At 58.3% G+C, this 20,441-nt stretch carries 26 protein-coding genes; 11 read left to right on the top strand and 15 right to left on the bottom strand.

Annotated elements, in window-relative coordinates; genetic code table 11:
* Positions 1 to 142 precede the first annotated feature (142 nt).
* The 5 genes from HDG34_RS16165 to HDG34_RS16145 all read left to right on the top strand — a co-directional run bounded on the left by HDG34_RS16165 (position 143) and on the right by HDG34_RS16145 (position 4,062).
* Complete coding sequence (locus HDG34_RS16165) at positions 143 to 766, top strand: hypothetical protein (protein WP_184061255.1); 624 nt, start codon at positions 143 to 145, stop codon at positions 764 to 766.
* Positions 767 to 817: 51 nt separating this feature from the next.
* Complete coding sequence (locus HDG34_RS16160; RefSeq protein WP_184061254.1) at positions 818 to 2,467, top strand: hypothetical protein; 1,650 nt, start codon at positions 818 to 820, stop codon at positions 2,465 to 2,467.
* A gap of 56 nt (positions 2,468 to 2,523) precedes the next feature.
* A complete protein-coding gene (locus tag HDG34_RS16155; protein WP_184061253.1) occupies positions 2,524 to 2,910 on the top strand; it encodes a hypothetical protein in 387 nt (128 codons plus the stop codon).
* A 602-nt stretch (positions 2,911 to 3,512) separates the two neighbouring features.
* Positions 3,513 to 3,716: a cold-shock protein gene (locus HDG34_RS16150; RefSeq protein WP_184061252.1), complete on the top strand. Its 204-nt coding sequence runs from the start codon at positions 3,513 to 3,515 to the stop codon at positions 3,714 to 3,716.
* A 40-nt stretch (positions 3,717 to 3,756) separates the two neighbouring features.
* Positions 3,757 to 4,062 carry an H-NS family nucleoid-associated regulatory protein gene (locus HDG34_RS16145; protein WP_184061251.1) on the top strand — a complete coding sequence of 102 codons (306 nt, stop codon included), beginning with the start codon at positions 3,757 to 3,759 and terminating at the stop codon, positions 4,060 to 4,062.
* Positions 4,063 to 4,140: 78 nt separating this feature from the next.
* Here the strand turns inward: HDG34_RS16145 and HDG34_RS16140 are convergent, their stop codons facing one another.
* The 3 genes from HDG34_RS16140 to HDG34_RS16130 form a co-directional block, all read right to left on the bottom strand.
* A complete protein-coding gene (locus HDG34_RS16140; protein WP_311734765.1) occupies positions 4,141 to 5,541 on the bottom strand; it encodes an ATP-binding protein in 1,401 nt (466 codons plus the stop codon).
* Positions 5,542 to 5,620: 79 nt separating this feature from the next.
* Complete coding sequence (locus HDG34_RS16135; protein WP_184061249.1) at positions 5,621 to 6,433, bottom strand: DUF2971 domain-containing protein; 813 nt, start codon at positions 6,431 to 6,433, stop codon at positions 5,621 to 5,623.
* Positions 6,434 to 6,526: 93 nt separating this feature from the next.
* Positions 6,527 to 6,817: a hypothetical protein gene (locus HDG34_RS16130; protein ID WP_184061248.1), complete on the bottom strand. Its 291-nt coding sequence runs from the start codon at positions 6,815 to 6,817 to the stop codon at positions 6,527 to 6,529.
* Between the two features lie 153 nt (positions 6,818 to 6,970).
* Between HDG34_RS16130 and HDG34_RS16125 the strand changes: the two genes are divergently transcribed.
* Together HDG34_RS16125 and HDG34_RS16120 are read left to right on the top strand one after the other, a co-directional pair.
* A complete protein-coding gene (locus HDG34_RS16125) occupies positions 6,971 to 7,237 on the top strand; it encodes an AbrB/MazE/SpoVT family DNA-binding domain-containing protein (RefSeq protein ID WP_184061247.1) in 267 nt (88 codons plus the stop codon).
* The gene (locus HDG34_RS16120; protein ID WP_184061246.1) at positions 7,234 to 7,629 is read left to right on the top strand and encodes a type II toxin-antitoxin system VapC family toxin; all 396 of its coding nucleotides are present in this window, start codon (positions 7,234 to 7,236) and stop codon (positions 7,627 to 7,629) included. The genes HDG34_RS16125 and HDG34_RS16120 overlap by 4 nt, the downstream gene beginning before the upstream one ends.
* A gap of 42 nt (positions 7,630 to 7,671) precedes the next feature.
* Here the strand turns inward: HDG34_RS16120 and HDG34_RS16115 are convergent, their stop codons facing one another.
* Positions 7,672 to 8,022, bottom strand: coding sequence for a hypothetical protein (locus tag HDG34_RS16115; protein WP_184061245.1), 351 nt, complete (start codon positions 8,020 to 8,022; stop codon positions 7,672 to 7,674).
* 133 nt (positions 8,023 to 8,155) lie between these two features.
* Here HDG34_RS16115 and HDG34_RS16110 point away from each other — a divergent pair, with 133 nt between their 5' ends.
* Positions 8,156 to 8,407 (top strand): hypothetical protein, encoded by a 252-nt coding sequence (locus HDG34_RS16110; protein WP_184061244.1) that lies wholly within the window; start codon positions 8,156 to 8,158, stop codon positions 8,405 to 8,407.
* Between the two features lie 461 nt (positions 8,408 to 8,868).
* Here HDG34_RS16110 and HDG34_RS16105 read toward each other — a convergent pair whose 3' ends face one another.
* From HDG34_RS16105 to HDG34_RS39195, 8 genes are all read right to left on the bottom strand, one after another.
* Positions 8,869 to 9,825, bottom strand: a complete 957-nt coding sequence (locus HDG34_RS16105) for a toll/interleukin-1 receptor domain-containing protein (protein WP_184146075.1) — start codon at positions 9,823 to 9,825, stop codon at positions 8,869 to 8,871.
* A 425-nt stretch (positions 9,826 to 10,250) separates the two neighbouring features.
* Positions 10,251 to 10,481: a hypothetical protein gene (locus HDG34_RS16100; protein WP_184061242.1), complete on the bottom strand. Its 231-nt coding sequence runs from the start codon at positions 10,479 to 10,481 to the stop codon at positions 10,251 to 10,253.
* Positions 10,482 to 10,600: 119 nt separating this feature from the next.
* A complete protein-coding gene (locus tag HDG34_RS16095) occupies positions 10,601 to 10,903 on the bottom strand; it encodes a hypothetical protein (protein ID WP_184061241.1) in 303 nt (100 codons plus the stop codon).
* Between the two features lie 128 nt (positions 10,904 to 11,031).
* Positions 11,032 to 11,460: a hypothetical protein gene (locus HDG34_RS16090; RefSeq protein ID WP_184061240.1), complete on the bottom strand. Its 429-nt coding sequence runs from the start codon at positions 11,458 to 11,460 to the stop codon at positions 11,032 to 11,034.
* A 189-nt stretch (positions 11,461 to 11,649) separates the two neighbouring features.
* On the bottom strand, positions 11,650 to 11,958 hold the full coding sequence (locus HDG34_RS16085; protein WP_184061239.1) for a hypothetical protein: 309 nt from the start codon (positions 11,956 to 11,958) through the stop codon (positions 11,650 to 11,652).
* A complete protein-coding gene (locus HDG34_RS16080) occupies positions 11,955 to 12,269 on the bottom strand; it encodes a hypothetical protein (protein WP_184061238.1) in 315 nt (104 codons plus the stop codon). Before HDG34_RS16080 ends, HDG34_RS16085 begins: the two co-directional genes overlap by 4 nt.
* A gap of 62 nt (positions 12,270 to 12,331) precedes the next feature.
* Positions 12,332 to 12,673 (bottom strand): hypothetical protein, encoded by a 342-nt coding sequence (locus HDG34_RS39200; RefSeq protein WP_260321190.1) that lies wholly within the window; start codon positions 12,671 to 12,673, stop codon positions 12,332 to 12,334.
* Positions 12,674 to 12,900: 227 nt separating this feature from the next.
* The gene (locus tag HDG34_RS39195) at positions 12,901 to 13,023 is read right to left on the bottom strand and encodes a hypothetical protein (protein WP_260321189.1); all 123 of its coding nucleotides are present in this window, start codon (positions 13,021 to 13,023) and stop codon (positions 12,901 to 12,903) included.
* Positions 13,024 to 13,872: 849 nt separating this feature from the next.
* Here HDG34_RS39195 and HDG34_RS16070 point away from each other — a divergent pair.
* From HDG34_RS16070 to HDG34_RS16060, 3 genes are all read left to right on the top strand, one after another.
* On the top strand, positions 13,873 to 15,075 hold the full coding sequence (locus tag HDG34_RS16070) for an AAA family ATPase (RefSeq protein WP_311734764.1): 1,203 nt from the start codon (positions 13,873 to 13,875) through the stop codon (positions 15,073 to 15,075).
* On the top strand, positions 15,075 to 16,067 hold the full coding sequence (locus HDG34_RS16065; RefSeq protein WP_184061237.1) for a ParB N-terminal domain-containing protein: 993 nt from the start codon (positions 15,075 to 15,077) through the stop codon (positions 16,065 to 16,067). The genes HDG34_RS16070 and HDG34_RS16065 overlap by 1 nt, the downstream gene beginning before the upstream one ends.
* Before the next feature lie 251 nt (positions 16,068 to 16,318).
* Positions 16,319 to 17,569: a Replication protein O gene (locus HDG34_RS16060; RefSeq protein ID WP_184061236.1), complete on the top strand. Its 1,251-nt coding sequence runs from the start codon at positions 16,319 to 16,321 to the stop codon at positions 17,567 to 17,569.
* Here HDG34_RS16060 and HDG34_RS16055 read toward each other — a convergent pair.
* From HDG34_RS16055 to HDG34_RS16045, 3 genes are all read right to left on the bottom strand, one after another.
* The gene (locus HDG34_RS16055; RefSeq protein WP_184061235.1) at positions 17,550 to 18,158 is read right to left on the bottom strand and encodes a hypothetical protein; all 609 of its coding nucleotides are present in this window, start codon (positions 18,156 to 18,158) and stop codon (positions 17,550 to 17,552) included. The two genes, HDG34_RS16060 and HDG34_RS16055, sit on opposite strands and share 20 nt — an antisense overlap.
* Complete coding sequence (locus HDG34_RS16050) at positions 18,158 to 18,724, bottom strand: DUF4262 domain-containing protein (RefSeq protein ID WP_184061234.1); 567 nt, start codon at positions 18,722 to 18,724, stop codon at positions 18,158 to 18,160. Before HDG34_RS16050 ends, HDG34_RS16055 begins: the two co-directional genes overlap by 1 nt.
* 145 nt (positions 18,725 to 18,869) lie before the next feature.
* On the bottom strand, positions 18,870 to 20,399 hold the full coding sequence (locus tag HDG34_RS16045) for a hypothetical protein (protein ID WP_184061233.1): 1,530 nt from the start codon (positions 20,397 to 20,399) through the stop codon (positions 18,870 to 18,872).
* Positions 20,400 to 20,441: the final 42 nt, after the last annotated feature.

The following is a 20,441-nucleotide window of genomic DNA, read 5'->3' as shown; positions in this document are numbered from 1 at the left end:
CTTGCTTCAATGCTGTAGCGATCTGTTCAGCCGCCGCGATATCTGAATAACGCAGCGAACGAATGGCTCGGGGTCGCATTTCTCATTTCCCTCAAATGATGAATCGCGAAACAACGAAATCAGGTTTTTGGAGTGGCCGGAAATGGCGAAAAAAACGAAATCGCGACGCAATCGAAATGCATCCAGGCAGGGGCCGCTCTTCCGGGAAGCGCCCATTGCGCAGGCTGTCCGCCTGGCTGCCGATAAGGCACCGGGGCAATGGGACGTGCTCAATGACATGTATCTCAAGATGCTCGCGTTGATGGACCACTGGATCAGGCGCGCAGCGCCGGTGCTCAGCAATCCTGTCCTTCTCACGCATCTGGGGAGCAAGGAAGAGTACTGCGCCCTGCTGATCCAGTTCAGGTGCGACATGGAGCAGCTTTCGAAAGAACTCGTCCAGTTGCACCAGGCGCATACCGGCATGACGGGCGGCACAGACGACCCCGACGAAAACCTGCGCGCGGCGATGCTGTTCGAGCAGTACGTGATGTGGCAGCTCAGGCACGACCAGACACTTATTCCCATCGTCAATCACCTGCTCGAGTTCACCCATGACGCGGAGCTCGCCCTGGCAGGGACGCAGCCCGGCGTAGCTATTCATTTCGAGACGGCAGCCGGCGTCGGGCCTGACGGGCCTGACGGGCCTGACGGGCTTGATGGGGGTAGCGAGGAGGACAACGCCGCGCAGGTCGTAGAAGCCGCCTCGCCCCGTCAGGGAAAGTAGCGGCGCTGTCGTTCGGCGTCATGCCGTTCATCTTCATGCCGGGAGGTCACCGTGCCCGAAGATTACCCCGTGGATCAACCCGGTCCGGAAGGGCAGCCGTTGCCCTCGGACGAATCCGCCGATGGATTTGATGAAATTCCGGTTACCAGCGCTGCAGAGTTTGCCGCCCGGCAGCCCGCTGAACAGGCGGACATCAACGCCCTGCGCAACGTACCCCGTGCCGACGAACCGCCCGCGGGCGGCGAAAACGCTGCGCTGCCAAGGGAACAGGAGGAAGGGGACGGGCAGGACGGCGTCAACGTCGTCGTGCCACCACTCACACCATCAAGGACAACCGTACAGGAGTACGAAACGTTCCCCCCGCTCGAGCGGGCCTGGAACCCCGACAACATGTTTCTCGTCGGGCATGCGAGCACGCGCCAGCATATCAGCGACATCATGGACACGCTGCCGAACATCGACATCACCCGAACCGAAGATGGCCGTGAGTGGTACAGGACGGCCAATGCCGCGAACGGTCTGGCGCCTCGAGGGGACCAATGGCAGGCATCGATCAGTCGCGAAGGCAGTGAATGGCGGCAGGGCGTCAACTCGGAGCAGGGCAGGATCAATCTGGGACGGCTCTCGTTTTCGAGTGCGCCGAACGAGAAGGTATCGGGCGAGAAGGCCATCCTGCAGATCCGCTCGATGCTGGGGCTCGGCGCCGTCATCCAGGTGCCGCTCTTTCATTCGGGCTTTCACGTGTCACTGAAAGCCCCGAACGAGATGGCCATGCTCGAACTGAACCGGCAGCTCATGGAGGACAAGATCGATCTGGGCCGCAACACCACGGGCTTCGCGTTCGCGAACACTTCCTCGTACCTGACGAAGTGGCTGCTCGATTTCACCATCGACCACCTGCACGACACGACGCTGCAGGAAAAGGATCCGGCGAAGATCCGTGAGCTGATTCTCACGCCCGATCTGCCCGTACTCTTCTGGGGCCTCGCCTGTTCTATCTGGCCGCGGGGATTCCAGTACGCGCGCCCGTACATCGATCCGACGACGAAGGAGGAGCGGATCCTGCGCAGCAGGCTGAACGTGAGCAAACTGCTGTGGGTCGACAACAAAGCGCTTACTGCGTGGCAAGTCCGGCATATGGCGGGGCGGGGCAGCAGTACGATGAGTGCGGAGAGCGTGAACCGCTACCGCAGCGAATTCACGATCGGCCAGCCGCGGCGCGTGCAACTCAGCAACGAGATCGCCATGACGCTGCGCGTACCGTCGGCCGCAGACTACGTGCTCGCCGGCGAGCGCTGGATCGGCGAGATCGTTCGCATCATTGACGGCGCGATGGAAGTGCCACCTGATGACGAGAAGCGCAACAACTACATCCTCGCCCACGGACAGGCCACCAACATGCGGCAGTACGTTCATTGGGTGCAGGAGATCCATTTCGGCGAGTCCGGCATCGTCGATCGCGAGACGATCGAGAACGCCATCAACGAGCTCTCGCCAGGCGAGGAAGTGCGCAACCGGTACTTCACCGAAGTGAGAAAGTACATCGACGACTGCACCATCGCGCTCATCGGCACGAACACCGTGACGCAGGACGAGGAGAACCGCTTACCACGCTTTCCGCACATCCTGCCGATGAATGTCGAAAACACTTTTTTTACCCTGCTCGTGCAGAAAATGAGCCAGATCAACCTGAGGGATTAAGGCGTCCGCATGTCTCGCAGCCAGACTTCGGCGCACGCGTACCAGAAGAAAATCCGGTGAAGTTCGCACTGGAACAGGCGCCGGCTATCACAAACTCATCGGACGTCCAACTGCTGCTGCGCGACTGCTATGAAACGGCCTACGGCATCTACAACCACGCGCTCGATAACCGCGGTCCAACGCTGTCGCTGGTCGCAATGCATGAGGCCGAGGACAGTTCTTCAGGGGGTCTTCTGTACGAGCGGATCCGGCAATACGAAAAGCGCCAGGTGTTGGCGCACTTTGGACTGAACCTCATTGAGTTCCTTTCCCTGCCAGGCGACCTAGTTGCGTTCGTGCTCGAGCAGTCGCTACTGGCCCAGCAGAGCAGGGACCGTGTCAACGACAGAATGATGAAGGAGTTCCAGCAGGTTGCGCAGGATCCAGAAGCGGGTAATGGCTGACGTTTCCGCCATTATTCCTGCCGTACCGCGCGGACTCACTGTGCACGGCAGATATAATCTGGTTATGCCCGGGTACGGGCGTGACCATGGGAGTCGGAAAAACGGAGATGGGTACGCAGGCAAAAGCCGAATTACTGCTTGAATGGTTGCGTGAACGCAGTGACGCGACAGTCGGTGAAATCACTGCCGCTGGATTGATGAACTCACGCACGGCATCCGATGCCGTGCAATACGCCGTTCGACATGGAGCGCTTCAACGTATCGTTCGCCGGGGCGTAAGCGCAAAGGAGCGGGTCCGTTACCGGGTTACCGGCGTGGCGTTGCCGGTACCACGGACAGGTGTCCAGCCGTGCTTCGATGGCTTGCTCAGCGCCTGGGGTATCGCTCTCGTACCGCTGCCGCTGGCATCGACCGAAGTCTGTAGACATCAGCTTCTGGATGACCGATAGAAACGGATCAGTACCAGACGCGATAGTCGCGCAACACGAGTCGTGGCGCTTCTCCGATTACCAGTACTCCGACTGGTTAGGTGGCCACTTTTTGATTATGATGCGTCGTCGTCCTTCGACGTCCTTTTTCACATTCATTCTGGAATATTCATTATGCAAACCGGCATCGTCAAATGGTTCAACGACGCAAAAGGCTTTGGCTTCATCACTCCCGATGGCGGCGGTGAAGATCTGTTCGCCCATTTCTCGGAAATCCGCACGGAAGGTTTCAAGACACTACAGGAAAACCAGCGGGTCCAGTTCGAAGTAAAGCAGGGCCCCAAGGGCAAACAGGCGGCGAACATCACGCCGCTGTAAGCGTTGGGCTTCCGGCCACCAACACGCAATTCACATTGCCATGAGTGGAAAAATTCACGACGGCGAAGCGCGCGAGCGGCTGATTGTCTGGCTGAGAAGGCGTATGGCGGAATTCGGTATTACGCCGCAGGCACTCGCCGATTCCATCCAGCACGATAAAGACCACGCGCCGGTCTACCGCGACGCGTTCGGCAACGAGTGGAATGGCCATGGCACCATGCCAGGCTGGCTGAGCGCCGCGCGTAACGCTGGCGTGAATCCCGATTTCTTCCGCATTGCGCAGGCACCGCATGGCCAGGTGCCTGAACGCATCATCGACCCGCGTCAGCTGGACCTGTTTCGCTGAGTGGCAAGGCCGAATGAGAGTCGGGTCTGGCCGATCAGATTCACGACCGGTCCAGACCCGGTTTCCTTACTGCGATTCCTAGACTTGTGCCCGGCGCTCAACCAGTTGGGCAGACAGCTCCTCGATAATTTTGGAACCAAGTTCGAATCCATTAAAGAGCGCATAGAGGGGCGGCAGCATTGACGTCAGAAGGCCACCAATCGCCGAAGGCGATGTGCTCAAAGGAACAGACTGGTACAGCGTGATTTCGTCCTGGTAAGCCTTGCGACCCGGTGAAATGTAGCGACCGGGAAGCGCCCACGACTCCAGCGTACGATCGCGCAGCCCACTCCATCTGAACGCAAATTCAAGCGTTACATCGTCCTCCGGGCAACCCATCGCTTTGGCAAAAGCGAGACCCACTGCGATAGCATCCGCACAATCGAGAACAGGCATCGCAAAATCGAATGCGGTTTGCGGCGCGGGACTACGGTTCGTTAGTGGCAGATCGTCGTTCAACGCACGACGATGATAGAACGCCCCCTGAGGATCAAACTGCATGAAGTCGATATGCCGGTTACCTGAAACGACGAGTGCCTCCCATATCTTTTCGAGCACATGGGGACGGTCTGCCTCATGCTGAAAAGACGTGCTGCTTAACCATACCGGCCAGCCCGTGTATTCCGGATTAGCCGTCGTCAGCAGATTCATGAAGTTGTTGAAATTCTGCGGCGGAACAGGACCACCGATAATCAGTGCAACTTCCCAGAAGCCCGTCGGTGGCAACGTGAGCTTCCTCTCGGCAACAGCATCTGAAAACCGGTGCCGCCCCGAATCCAGCAACTTCACCAGCTCTTTCTTTTTCCCCACAGGCTCAGGTTCAGCGTCGTCACCATCCGTTACGCCGAAGACCTGCGCCAACGCAGCCGCCGAAGCTCCCGTCAAATGACGACGCAGGAAACGACCGATGTCCGCCTCACGATTGTCGAAGCAGACTTCTGCAATCCTCGGCCAATCACGCCACTGCGCATGCGCGGTACTGACCGTATTGTTGCTTGAAAGGGTACGCACAAAGACAGCATGCATCGGGACAAGAGCTTTCTGGTTGTTCGAGTCCTTGAGCTCGGACTTCGTCGCGACGGGAGTGCGAACGCCTGCCGGTACGCAGATGACCGGAAATTCTTCGCCTTCGTGGTCGACATACTGAACCGTAATTTCAAACGGCTCCGAAGCGAAACGGCTCACGAGTGCCTGTATCTCGTCCTGCACGAAAACGGCACGAACAGGCTCTTGTCCAGCGAACGGGACAGGCCGCATCGTCTCATCGTCGAAACCGATGACGAACCTTCCACCGCCGTTGTTGCGCAAGGCGATCAAGGTCTTGATGAGTTTTGCCTGCCCCTCCGGCTGCGCTGGATCAAACCAGCGCTTGACTTCGACCGCGTAACTCTCGGACAGGCTCTGCAGAAGATGCCGCGTCTCTTCGATGGATGGGAACACTGGTGGGCCTCGCCTGGCGAATTCGACTGGACACAATTATTGCGTACTTTCCGGTCGCCAATCAAAGATGCGCCCACCGCTAGTGACCCGTATGGAGATCGGTAAACGCCAGACCATAGACATCCGTGCGACGCCGCGCCCGCCTCACGGAAACGCGTGGCCGATGTCGGCGTACGGTTTCAACGATCGCCTCGGCGTCGTCATCACTACATGCACACCCGATGATGATCCGCTCGAGCGCATTCTCGCTCGTGGTCACAAAGCCATCGGTCGCGGTCGGCACACCGGGGCTCGCGAAGAGGGGGTTCTTCGCAACAACGCGGAATTCGCGTTCGTAGCTCCAGACGTCCGATTTGGTCAGCAGGGCTTTTGTCATTGCGTCATCCTGCTGCTCAGGCAACGTACTCAGCGGAAGACGCTCCTGATAGGCAATCTGGCAAGCTCCGACAAATGGTTCGCTCCGTACCTTGAACTGAAGGCAGATGCCTTTATGATCCCCGCTATAGTGCGACCACATCAGCATGTTCTGGTCACACGGTGTCAGGCAGTAGACACGGTATTCATCGTTGATCCGCTGGCCCATCGAGCGGGAACAGTCGTCCACCATGAACCGGAGCAGGTCCGGATTGTTGCGAAGTTCCTCCGCATCCGCCGCCCGAGCCTCAGGCAGGCGCATGAACCACGCGATGTGCTCCTCGCGACCTGCCTGTGTCGCGAGTGCGTCCAGGTCAAACCAGGGGCGGCAATCCCAGGGATCGTTGAACTGTGCCGGGCTCGACATATAGAGCCTGTTTGTTCGCAGCATTGCCTCGAGCCGCGTGGCCACCTCAGCGCCGTAGCGCTGATAGTGGTACAAATACCGGATTCGCAATTGCACAGCAGTGGTCGGCATGGAGTGCGTTGAAGCAGGGCAGAAAACCTGATTCTAGAGCAGGGATTTCGCCTGCTGAACAGCGGCACTGACGCCGCTGTCTCGCAGCGAACTTCATCGGCGTGCCACAGCAGATCGTGAAACGGCAGGCGGATAGCGGGACGCGAGGATGCAGCGGATGGTGGCGAGCGACCGCTCCGCGACCACGCTGGGTTCGATGGTGCGTGGCGTCGCCAGCATCGGGATCCGCACGCCGAGTCGTCGGCATACCGCAGACAGATACGGCTTTGCATCACCACCGCATTCCGCAGCCGCGCGTGCGATCGCCGTATCGCCGACGCGCTGGCGCAACCACTCCAGTACCCGGCGATCCTTTTCACTACAGATCCTGACTAGATGCTCCATGGCGGACTGCCCACAAATACTGTATGTTTATACAGTATCGATAAAACGGGCGCCTTGCAAGAGCAAGATTGAGTTGGCGCCCAGATGGTCACAACGCCCACGCAAGTAATGCAAGGTTGCATTACAATAGCGATATGTACTGATGGAGTCGATATGAGCACGCTAACTGTCACATCCCGGGGCCAGGTGACGTTCCGGAAGGAAGTCCTCCAGCATCTGGGCATCCAGCCGGGAGAGAAGATTGAAGTGGATCTGCTGCCTGACGGCCGGGCCGAGCTTAGGGCTGCGCGGGCCGGCGGATCGTTTCACCAGCTTCGGGGCGTCCTGAGAGGGAAGACAAACGGTGCGAGATTGACCATCGAGGAGATCGACGAGGCAATCGCCAAAGCCGGCGCGAAGGCGGGGGCCGGCAAGGCATGAAGATAGCCGTCGATACGAACGTTCTTTTGCGCGCGATCGTCGCCGATGATGAAGAGCAGGCAGACAAGGCCACTGCACTACTGGACACGGCCGACATGGTGGCCGTGAGCCTGCAGACATTGTGTGAACTGGTCTGGGTCCTGCGTAGCGCATACAAGGTGGCGAAGCCTGATATCGCAGTGGCGATCCGCTCGCTGCTGGATACGCGGAACGTTGTCGCTAACCGGCCAGCCGCCGAAGCGGGCCTTGCCTTGCTTGAGGCGGGTGGCGATTTTGCCGATGGCATCATTGCCTGGGATGGCCGATTTCTCGGCGGGGAAAGGTTCATCTCTTTCGACAGGAAAGCCGTGTCCCTCCTGACGAAGCAGGGCCACTCCGCCGCACTGTTGTAATGGCAACGCCACCGACCTGCGTTATACAGCAGTCCCCACAAACTACCCGTTTCGCGCTGGCTTTCCCGCGGCATAGTCAAGCCCGTCGCGAAGTGCGCGCGTTGTGATCGTGTCGTCGGTCCTCGCCCATGTTTCGGGGTTCGCCCGCTCATGGGGAGGCGCCAGGGCCTTGACGGCTGCTGTCGTCGCCGCACTGTACCAGTCCGACAAAAGGTAACCATTCGCCGCGACTAAATGCTCCGCCTCCCAACGATCCGGGCTGCGTTGTTCGCCATCGAGTTGATCGAGAATGGTTCTGATAAGGCGTGCGACAATTTCCTTCTTTTTGTAGTTTGGCGCAGCCTGAAACTCGTCGTTACCTGGCAATGTACTCAAAACTTCGTCTCGATTCATGTCGCCTCCTGTTCGGGCGTTATCAAGCGGTTTGGTCGCTTTAGCATATCACCGCGAGATTTACTGTCTTCTGCCATAGCACCTCAACATTCGACTACACTCGGCCGTGGGCCTCTTCGAACCAGGAGAATTCGTGCCAAACATACAGATCTTGGCAGAACACAGACTTGCTCTCCTTGAGGAGCATCGCTTATGGTGCAAGGACATCGTCCGTACGCCTGGGCAAATCGGTGGTTCGATCAACACGTTGGTCCAAGGGCCGCCGTTGCATATTCCCGGACAAATAAGGCCATACTCGGACTTTGATGAGGTCAGGTTCTTGTCTGTCGATCAAAAATTCGTCGACCACCTCAAGGCCAAAAAATTTCCATTTTGGGAAAATTGACGATTTGTCTCTGGGTGGCTGTAGGGCTGGCGCAGCAAAATCTCGATGGCGAGGAGGAATGATGGGCTTACAGCGAGAAGTGCGGACCGGGTTTCGGTCGCCAGGCGAGATCGAGCGTGAGGTGCGGCGTGAGCGAATAGACGCTCTATTGAGTCACCTCGAAGCGGAGATTCACCAAATGAACGGGCAGGGCGATGAATATAGCTCGGCTGCCTTGCGCGAATTGGAAGCAAGATTGCGCCAGCTTGCCGATCGCGCCCAAGTGGCCGGCTCGGCGCCTACTACGCCGAGTTTATAGCCACGGTAAAGCATGGCTTGCTTTACCGTGGACGGTACAGTGACATTGGCTGGCGTACTGCCGCGTCGGCATGTAATTCAGCACCCCAAGACTACCTTCTAGCGCGTGACCAGGAGGAGTCTCAGCGGCGATCGCAATATGCCAGAGACTGCGTGCGCGTATCCTATTTAACCCGTTCTATGAAAAGCTGCCATAGCTCTTCGGCGACTCCCTCATGCGTGAGCTTCTGCTCACGACCCGACCGGGTTGTCATCATCCCCTTCAGGTACATAGACTGCTCATCGGTTTCGACGCTTAAGATTTCGTTGAAACTGTTGTCCTGAGGGTTATCGTTTCCGGAATAGCCGATCTGACCTCGTGATCCGTAGGAGTGCGTGATCCGAATGTAGCAGCCCGCCACCCGTTTGCCATCTCGATAGATGGTTCCGGTAAATCCCGTCTCCGACGTGCGACGGAACCGGCCTTCATATCCGGGGTTACGCGGACCTAGCTCCTCCAGCGAATTCTCAAAAAAGACGGCAATGTAGCCGAAGGCCTCCGTGAGAAAGTTGTCGCGCTCAATATCACGGAACTCTCGCGGTAGGGACAGCGAGCCGGATCGCGGGCGCGGCGGCGCGACAGTAGCTACCTGATCAGGTGACTGACGTACAGGAGAGCTGGACACAGGTCGCGTTGTGCCTCCGGTCTTCGGGGCGAGCAACTTGCGCAGCGACTGGACGATATCGACGAACGCATCGTCAAGGGTGGGCCATTTGACTACCGGCCTGGCATCTTTTGGGAGTGCCTTGAGTCCGCCAAGCAACGAAGATGTCCAGTCACAAGGACGTACGATTATCGGCACAACGATCGCTGAACCTGCTTGATGACGCTCCATGGCACGCTGCATCTCGATGCCATAGCAGTAATCCGAGTTCATGAAGTCTGAACTGACCAAGAGGATGATCAGATCGGCCGCGTCAAGTTCAGCGCTAATGTGCGGCTCGATCTCCCCACCTGGAGGAATCCGGTGGTCGCTCCAGATGTCCACCACCCCCTGTCGCCGCAGCAGCGAAAGGTGTTTTTCGAGTTCTGCGCGATATTGCTCGTCTGCATGACAGTACGAGACAAAGGCTCGAATCATCATCTATTCCTGGCGGGTGAGAAAATGTAATTCTAGTGGAAGTCATGTTCGATGCTCGAACGACATCTCACTCGCGCCTACGCCATGCCGCCAAAGGCGGTTTTCTCGCTGACGTACTCCGCACGTTCAAAGTCTGAGAACAAAAATGTGAAGGAGTGAAGCTAAGTTCTTTTGCAGACCGACCGGGGATCGATGAGGCGTGAGGATAGAAATCCGCAATTTGACATAAAGAAAATTGTCAACATTTGAACGATCGTTCGTTTTTCTCGTGCCATCCCAACCCCTAGTCAAGGCGGGCGGACCCGTCTGCAGTCCTGACGAGCAAGCTGACCGACCTCCAGTAATCCAGCCCGGGAGGCTTTGATGGTTGCGCCAACACCTTTTTTCATGGCGGGAACGAACGCGATGCGCGCATGTACGCACACTTACGCGCCCGACGTACGGCGCTTGCGCTGCGCCATGCTGCAGCGCTGGTTCACGGTCTGGCAGAAGCTCCCGTCAACGAACAACCGGCGCGCTGCCAGCACACCGTACCGGCTACACAGAATGCCCTCGATCGATTGCCAGCCGGCATGGCGGCCGCTGTCGGCCAGATTATAGGCCGCCTGCCGGATCGATTCCCGATGGCATCCTGTCAGCAGATTTTCCGCAGTCATGACCGCGCCCCCTGCGAAAGGACATGCTCCCATGATAGAACGCAGGAGCACTTTCAGGCAGGGAGGGTGCGCGCCCGCTTCCTGCTGGAACGAACGCGCGCCCCGTCGACCACGACCGGTCAGAAATTGTCGAACTGCTTCTGCACGAGCGCCCCGTTCCTGAAAAGGAACACAACGTGACTATGGCCCGATGCGCCGCCGACATAGTCCCAGCGGATCAGGCCGTCAGCGGCACTCTGGCTGTAGGGGCTTCCCAGCTTCTCAAGTACCTGCCTCTGCGAGGTGCCGGTCGGGAACCGTCGCTCCAGGCCCTCACGCGTCCATCCACGCACATGTATCTGGTCATAGGTCTGCGTCGGGGCGCAGCCCGCCAGGCCTGACATACAGGCGCTCACCACCGCCAGAGCCGCCAGCGTTTTCATTTTTTCTCTCACGCGCAACCGGATGGATTAACGATAGCAGTTCGCGGACAGCACCATTTTCATTATTCATAACGGGATTTGGCGACATTTTGAACGAGCGCTCGTTTTTTCCACGTGCAGCATAAATTTCACGATTTGCGACGCCCGGGAAACCGCAGAACCTGTGCGAGCGGCTGTTTCCAGTCTGAAAAACGATCCGACAGGTAGCCCTTGACGGTCAGCGAGACCAGTTCGTCCGCGCCACTGCGCAGTGCCTCGGCCACCTGTTCCGGCGACTCGGCGCCCAGCACGATGACGGTCAGGGTTCCTTTTGACCAGGTGATGCTCGTCACGGCATGGGGCCGGCCGGCCACGTAGTTCTCGTAGATTTCGACCAGCTGGGGACCAATCTCGCTGACGAATTCAAGACCGCGGAGCTTGCGCACGTCCCGGATGTCTCCGGCACCCCAGTCGATGTCGGGCGGCTCACCCTCGGCGGGCTGACATCCGCGACCCACCAGCAGCCGATGCCGGGCCGCCAGATGCTCCACGGCAGAAAGTGCGTCATCGAGATCCATGGAGCCCCCATCTGTTGGAAAGCGCATTTGTCTGATTAGACGCTTGCCCGATTCACAATGCTACACCCAGGTTGTCCACAATTTCGGGGGAAAAAGCTGTGGACAGTTTGGGCGCGCCGGGCTGTCTGCCGTTACGAATCAGGTGCTTGCACGTCGTCCGTCGGGAATGAGTGTCGAGCAAGCGCCCGGTCAGTTTCCTTGCGCGAGATCATCGAGCGCAGACAGCTCACTCTCGGCCCACGCGGCAAAGTCCTCAACCTCGGCACGCACCGATCGCAGTTCGGCTTCGGCACCGAGATCACCAGGCTGCATCGCGCCGAGCATCGACAGCCAGATGCCGGCCGCACGCACGTAACCCTCAAGGATCGACCGGCGATTCTCCATGAGGTGGATCTTCAGCCCGTCCCTCATGGCGATCTTGAAGTCGATGGACTGGCGCCACAGTTCGATGCTGGCGAAGATGCAGTCAGGATCAAATTTGACGGGGATGCTCGTCACTCTCGCTCTCCGGTCGGAGCCGCCTTCAGACCAAGCACCTCGGCGACCTGTTCAAGATCGAGATCGCCATCAGTGCGATATCGGCGCGCCTCGATGAAACCGAGTTCAACAAGAAATGCCCGCACCGAGGATTCGGTCTCACCCGGCGCGAAAGCGCGCATGCCTTCGGCCCCACCACACTGCCAGAATTCGATCGTTGCTCGGCCGTAGAACATCCGGCCAAACCGGAACACGCTGGGAACAACCCGCGTGCAGGATTCGTCGCTCATGGCAAGGGTCCAGCCGTTGTCAAATTCGCGGTAGATGGCCATCGTGATGGTTGTCGTGTTCCCCGTTCCAGCCCCACATTCTAGCTGCGCCTGATGACATGCAGTCAATCTGTCGGGCGCTCGCCCTCTTCTACCCTCCTCTTCTCCCGCGGTCGCCGCGGCATTTTCGGCACCGCCTCCACTGAGGCCGTCCCGAAAAGATCTGGCTCGCTAACTGTTACCGTTTCGCCCGGCACAGGTGGCAGGTTCCCCCCGCGAATCTGTTCGACCATCTCTGGCGGCAGGTTCACTTCTTCAATCGCGCCGATTCCCTGTTCAATAATCTGCTGAAGGAACACTGACTGTTTGCGGCCAGTAACCGAGGCCAGCAAGCGCAACCGATGCGCTATGGCCGGATCGAGCCGCACGCCAACAACCTCAAGCTTGTTCTCTTTGCTTCTTCTCACACCACTCCTGATGGGATCGTTTGAAATGCCTATCTATTGTGAGGCCGCCCTGGACCTTTTGTCGCAATGGCGATCTATCGCCTGCTGATGTTCCTGCGTCAGTGTTTCGACGCGCGTCAGCCGCGCATCATTGCTGCCATTCGAACGTTCTCTTCCTTCAGTTCCGCCCGTATCTAAAGACCGATATCACGCATCGTCGCAACGTCATGCGCGATATCGGCAACGTGCTATATAACGGTCACGCCGGTCGCGATCAACACCCCCATCCCGGTTAATACACCCCAGAGCGGGATCGCACGTTCGACCCGCAACGTGACCTTCTCCGTTTCTTTCAGTTCCTGTGCTGTCATCCCCTACCTCTTGCGCGTTGCCACACAAACGGACGCGCCCGTTCACTGATGTGGTGGAAGTGATGAGCTGGAGCGCGACCTTCCCATACGATGCCGGGCACGATCGGATATGCTTCGATGAGATGTCAGGTGCCCGGATGACGAGGGGCGATGCCAGCAGAAAATACTGGCCTGAGTGATTCTGTGCTGGAGTGGACCATGCAAACCACGATACTGCTTTGACCTTCCCAATCCTCCAACACTTCGATATCGACGAACTCTGTACTTACCGCTTCAACGACCCTTCCCCGCTTCATCGGCAGGTCGCCCTCTGACCTGCCCGCCCCACTCACGGGCTCAGCTGTCCGGATCGATCGATCCAGCGCCGTCCGTGTCTAGATGCCCTGCCCGCATCGGCTGCGATCCGCAGCCCTACGTGCATGCGAACCGCTTCAAATCATCCATCAATACCGAAACTACAACTTACGTAACGAACAATACATTATCGCCGCTCCAAGCTCCGGTTCGGGTTTGCGAACGCATTATCGCGCCATCATGGGCAACTGGAGCCCGCCCTGCCCTTTTTCTGCGTGGAACAATTCACGGTTTTCGGCGCAAGCCCATGATCCATAAAGGGTTCGCGCCCCTCATTCTTTTTTCAACGATGTTTCACGGATTGGTCTGATCTTCAACCGATCTCTAGCTTTTCCCGCCAACACCTTACCCGACGGGGCTTGGCCGGAGGAAAGTTAACTTGCTCTCACCCCGTTTACCGGCTAGAGTTCACCAAAATTCTGTCGTGCGACACATTCTTCGGTACATGGTGATTTTTTTGAAAACCGAGGAATCCACAATCAAGAGGTATCTCTCGTGAATGCAAGCACTTTGCTCGCTACCAAACTGCCGCCTGCGCTGGACTTTGCCGCATCCATGGACACCTTGTCCGACGTGGCCGAGCGCGCGGCTGGGGTTCTCAATCAAATTCGCGACCGGATGCTTGAACCATACCCGCGCAAGCGCCCACCCACATTCACCAGCGCACAGGTCGCCAACCTTTGTGGACTTGAGAAACTGCGATTTCAGTACCTGACCACGAAGGGAGACCTCCCCGCTGGCACATCAGTCGGAAACGGCAAGAGCAAGACCTTTACCTTGGACGAAACGTTACGTTACATCCGCGCTGCTGGCAATCGTCCTGCGCGACCACAAAACGCGCCCGGTAAGGTTGTGACCGTCGCCAACTTCAAGGGTGGTGTAGCGAAGACCACAACCGCCGTCTCCCTTGCACAGGGACTCACTTTGCGCGGCCGAAAAGTTCTGGTCATTGACTGTGATCCGCAAGGTACCGCAACACAACTTTGTGGCTTCTCCCCCGAGACTGAAATCGGCGAAGAAAGGACGCTAATGCCTCTGATCTATGGGGATGAGACGGGGCTGGACTACGCAATTCAAGAAACCTACTGGCAAGACTTAGACTTGATCCCTGCGTCATCTGGACTCTTCAGCGCTGAGTTTCATATTCCGGGCAAGCTGGCCAGCGACCACGAGTTCGCGTTCTGGAACATCCTGAATCAAGGACTGGTCGACATCAAGGACAGATACGACGCCATTATCGTCGACACCCCGCCCTCTCTGAGTTATTTGACCATCAATGCTCTGATGGCGGCTGACGGACTATTGATGCCCTGCCCGCCTGAGGGCCTCGATTTCGCGAGTTCAACGCAATTCTGGTTCCTCTTCACGGAAATGGCGCGCCACGTTCCGGCAATGCGCGAGACGAAGAACTTCGATTTTGTGAATGTCGTCCTGACGAAATCCAAGAACGATGATCTTTCCGGCGTTGTTCGGGGCTGGCTACAAAAGGCGTACGGGGATCGCGTTCTTCCGTATGAAATCCCAGAGTCGGTCGTCCCCAAGAGCGCATCTGCTCAGCTTTCTACCGTCTATGACCTAACGAAGCCCGAAGGCAGCGTCGCCGCATACACGCGATTCAAGGATCCGATGGATCAGTTGGTCAGGCACATCGACTCACAGTTTGTTCAAGCGTGGTCGTCTTCCCAGATGGAGGTCTAATGCGCGCAGCACAACGACTCAGTGAAAAAACAAAGGACATCGAGGTCCCCGAGCCCTCCCACTCGACAGCTGGTGATCCCTTTCGTCCAAGAACTGCCCCTGGTGGGGCGTTGGCGTTCCAATCGGCGATGCGCGAAAAGCAAGCCGAAATCGACGCAATGTCCGTAGAGTTGGCCGAACTCCGAGCACAGAAGCAGAGCGGCGCACCTAGCGGTGTCGAGATTCCGCTCGACCAGCTACATGAAGTCGTCGGCCGCCGGCGCTATATGCCACCGGAGAAATTCATCGAACTGCGGGAGAACTTGCGTCACAACAAGCTCATCCAACTGGTCGTTATTCTGCCTCGTGCCGAAGGCGGATATGAAATCCAGTCGGGTCACCACCGGGTCGACGCCTATCGAGAACTAGGACGTTCGACCATTCGCTGTGTACTGGGCGATGCCACGGGTGACGAAGCAGATGACGGCGCCTTCTGGGCCAATCTGATGCAATCAGACCTGACCGACTATGAGAAGTACATCGGCTTGACGCGCATCCATGCAAAGCATCCCGAACTGAGTCAGGCGGAGCTTGGTGAGCGCGTCGGCATCAGCAGCTCGCACATCAACGCCCTTCTCTCCTTCAACCGCCTGCCAGAGCAAGCACGGGCCATCCTCGACGCCAACAAGGCAATCATGGGTGCCAACGCGGCAGCGGAGCTGGCAACGATTGCAGAGACCGGGAACGCAGATCGGGTTGTGGAAGCGGTGCGACGCCTCTCCGAGCGTGAGCTGGATCAGGCGCAGGCGGTCAAATATGCTAAGGCCGTCGAGACGCCCAAGCCAGCCAAGGCGGTTGCCGCGGTGTACAAGGTCAAGACTGGGAAAAGCACATGGTGCGACGTTCGCACGACAAAAAACATCATGCGCATCGAGTTCCAGTCGGAAGCCGTAGCAGATGCTGTTCAAGAGGCCATCAAGCAACACCTCGAACTACTCGCCGCGAAGTCTTAAAACGCTAAGTGATTGATTTTATTGCGATCCGTAGTACGGATGAGGAGAGCGCAGTGAAATAACTGCCAGAAAGACAAAAGCCCCCAGCTGGAAACTGAGGGCTTTTGCGTAAGTGGGCTTGGCTGGAAACCTTCGCTCACTACACTCTCCAGCTGGAAACTGGAAAGGTCAACTCACAAGATCGGAGTGTAGCGCAGTGAGATAGCCAGTCAAGCGTTTTCAATCCATTTTCTAAAAATGGAACGCTCGACATGTCTATCGCGCAACATTTCGTTGCTGGCGAGGGATCAACACACCCTTCTCCAGCCCATTCCGATCAGGCCGCCCTTTCTGCATTCCAGTGCGACACCACGAATCTCCCGTGGGTGATCTTTCGCGCTGCCTTTCGCGCCAATCACATCGACGGCATCTCACAACGCGCACGCGCCCTGCTCTCGGCACTCGCCCGCACCGTTGACGCCGATCGCCCTTTTGCCTCGATTTTTGCCCGGCGTGAACTCCTCACCGGCCGTGCCCTGCAATCCATGCGCACACTGTACCGAGCCCTCCATGATCTCGAAACCGCTGGCCTGGTCGAGCGTCGCCCCCAAAACCGCTATGTCGAAGCGGGACTCTTTGGTCGTGCCTACCTGCACCTGACACAGCAGGCCGCGGAACTCCTCGGCCTCGTGGAGGAACGCCCGGCTCCGGTTGTCCCCGCCACTGCAGACGCGGGCGGCTCCGACGAGGGCAAGGGCCCAGACCAGGCAAATGGTCCGTGTGCCACTGTGGCACACGGTGCTATATATAAGGATCTTTACCCTGCTTCTCTTCAAAAGAGACAACCGGGGCAAGTGCCTGCGGACCTCCAGCGCCTGCGGTCCCTGGGTTTTTCTGATTTCCTGATCTTCAAACTCATGCGCCAAGCGCGTGATGCAGGCAAGAGACTTTCCGATGTCGTCGAAGTTACGTGGCAACATCTGAAGGCCGCCAAGCGACCCATCTGTTACCTTGGCGCCCTGCTCCGCAACCCTGTCGATTTTTCGCACCAGTTGCGCCAACGCAGCCAGGCCAGCGCCGAAGCCGAGGCCCGCAGGCAGCGCGCGGTCGAGGCACAGGCGGTGGCGAAGCAGAGCGCCGGGAAGGTCTTCGAGGACGTCGATCGAAAGCTGCGCTATAGCGTCGACGCTTCCGGCGAACACCTCTCGGTCTACAGCCACGAGGAAGGAATCGAGCGTCAGGCGACGAACTGGCAGGCAGGCTTTGCAACTGCTCTCGCCGGCGGCCGGCTGCGAGAAGCCGTGCCTGTCGGACTCGCAACCGTCGCAATGTCCTTCGCCAGGACCGAACCCAGGGTTCCAGTGACGCCGGCAACACGCGCTCACATCGCGGGTATCTGGGATGTGCTCAAGCCCGGCCGGAAGGACCTCAAGGCAGGGCCAAAAAATGAAGGGGGGAGGGTGAGGCTGGAATCTCTCCAGCCTCACTTGGAAACTACCAGGGTCATTGCTTCCCCGGTTTGAAGATCTGGACATCAGCAAGCGGCAGACGTCCAACAAGCGAGCCGTTGCCTACGCCGATCAACGTACGAATGAGCCGCAGGTAACTGGTATCGATGCCTTCGTCCTGACACCAGTTAATGAACTCCGCGGGGCTGACTTCGCAAGCCGGTGTTTCCGGCGTCGCTTCGGCCTGCTCGACCTGTCGATCCACCCAGGCCAACAGGGACTGGAGCAGCACCCAGGCGTCGTACACTTCGGCGGAATTGCCGGTCAGCAAGCGTCCGTCGAGCGCATGGCATTCGACCGGCGCAGCGTCGTCTGCTGCGTCGACAGGAGGATCGATACCATAGATCAAACTGCAGGCGACTTCCGCGGTCCAGAACGCTCGGGCGAGCCACCACACTACCCGCGCGCACTGCTGCGCAGCCACGCACCGGGATTCGGTGTCACCCGGCCTGAGCGTGGCCACGTGACGCAAGTCCCGGATGCCTTCCGGTATCCGGCCGCCCTCACCGGATTTTTCCAGCAGCTCGACGAGTTGTGCTTCCAGCAGATCAAATTCGGCCCGATTCTGTCCCTGATCGCGGCACAGGGTTTCGTACACGGACATCAACATACTCCTTCTTCCGATGCGGGTGCGTCACAAACGGTACCGGTCACGAACGGCAGCTGGGGAAACACGACCTGTCTGCATTGGGTCGCCTGACCTCCCGTTGAATCCGGTAGCTGCCTGTCTGCATCGGCCCAGATGATCTGCACCACGCAGGCACGGCCTGGATACAGCTCATCAAGCAACTGGCTCATGCCGGCGTGTTCCCCCGGCGTCGCCGTATCCGGCGTGGCTATCAGGCGCAACTCAACCCGGCCAGGGATCAGATCGTCTCGGATGCCAAGCGGCGTCTGCCCCTTCGTCTTCGAAAGCTCCCGGACCACCCGTTCAATGAGCAGCAGGGCAGAGCGACGGCTGATATTGCCCGAGACGATCAGCTCGGGCAGTTGCGATTCCGTCAGTCCGGCCGTGAAGAAAAACTGGTCGGTACGATCGGCGATCGTGTTCGACGCGTCAAGGCAAACATAGCCGTGCGCCCGGATTCGCTCCCTGATGTCGAGGCAGAAATCCTGCACCCGATTTTCTGCCTCGCGGACCCGGTCCGCACTATAAGCCAGTGTCAACATGATGACCTTCCTCCTTGTGGATGTGCTGGTGTGAAGCGGGCGCCTTCATGGCGCTCCGCAGTGGTGATATCTGTCGGAGTTTGTTTTCATTTAAATTAGGACTACGAAATAAACGGGTTGACCCTGTGGCGTCTGATCGTAAGCTTCAAATGGGGGAGTGGATGAACTCCGTGTCATGGTGAAGTGCCCGATACCGGAACAGTTCGACCTTGCGCTCGTGATAGACACGGTGCTGAATGATGTCCATGCAGTTCAGGTAGATGAACTCCGGGACCCTGCCACTGGTGAGCCTGCGCAGGCGCCCGAGTACCTGCAGGTTGGCTTGCACGCTGCTGAGCGCAATAGCCAGGATTACCGTGGTCAGATTCGGGATGTCGATTGCCGTGCCACCCGAGAGGAGGGTGGTGCTCCGGATATCCGGCGTGATCGCATTCTCGAAAGGGTCTTCTTCGATGTAGCGCCGCACATCGAGATGGGGATGGCGTCCGCGGAAGAACTCGGTTGCCCGCGTACACATGGCGACCGTGGTAAAAAAGACAGCGAGTCTTTCGCCTGGAATGTGGCCCTCCAGATACCTCATCCGGACGATCCCATCGATGAGATCCAGATAGCGGTGAAGCAGTTCGGGATCCTTCATGACGCTTAACTCGAAGCGCTGGTGCGAGTAGTTTTTGGTGAGTGGATCGCGGTAGCGGATACGTTCGGGATGCCTGAAGCGGTAGAAAAGGGCGGTCACCCTCACGTACCGGTCATAGGCCGGGCTCTTGTAGCGCGTCGGAGTCGGGTACGCGATCTCGTACATCCTGTTGAGAAATCCATCGCTGTGTAGCAGCGTCGCCGACAGCGAAAGTGATCGTTGGCAGTGCGTATAGAGGTCGAAGCGGAACTGCATGGAAAAATGCTCGTGCACTTCATCGATGAGACGTAGGCCGGCGCCGAGCCATCCCATGAGCTGATCTGGCAGACAGGCGTAGCCCATCTGCAGCGTGGTTTCGCCGTGACGCTCATAGACGTTGATCCATCGCTGCAGTGTCTTGCTGCTGATGATTACAATCGGGCTATGCAGGGTACCGGAAGCCGCCATCGCCAGCAGCGCTTTCAGATGCCGCACACCGCGCACCACCATGACATCTTCAAGCTCAACGTCGCAGATCTCGCGGATCTCCAGCACCCACTTTTCGATGTACTTCGGCAGCACCTCGATGAGCGTTCTCAACCGTAGGCGGCTTATACCGAAGAGGGACACAATGCCCTTGCCCTTGCCGGTCTGTAGTCCGATGAAGCGCGATCGCGGCTCGCCATCCGCGGTGATGTAATCGACCGCGGGCTCCTGATAATCCCGCAACGTCCATCTATCGCGGATGGACACATTAATCTCCCGCGCAACAGGTACTGGCTCCTCGATCCTCTCGATGAGCGATTCATGACCGATTCCACACCCAACGAGGTGCTGCTCGAAACGCTCGAGCACATTGATGTGGAACCGGCACTCGCGATGGTCTTCCCGCCAGGCGAAGTAATCATGCAGCCGCCCGCTGATATACCGGCGGCCCCGGCGTCGGCGGCCGTACTGGATAAACTGCCTCGCAAACTTTTCGACGACTTCGCGTCCTTGGGGAGACATCCGGTCCACCACGAAATGATGCGACCGCACTGATAAACGTAATTCCGCCATGACCGGTCTGGTAAAGAGAATGGTGATATGGGGGCATCGGAC

Source organism: Paraburkholderia sp. HC6.4b, from assembly GCF_014200875.1.
GTDB classification, from domain to species: Bacteria; Pseudomonadota; Gammaproteobacteria; order Burkholderiales; family Burkholderiaceae; genus Paraburkholderia; species Paraburkholderia tuberum.
Note: the sequence above shows the minus strand (reverse complement) of the source record. Positions and strands in the feature narration are given on the sequence as shown.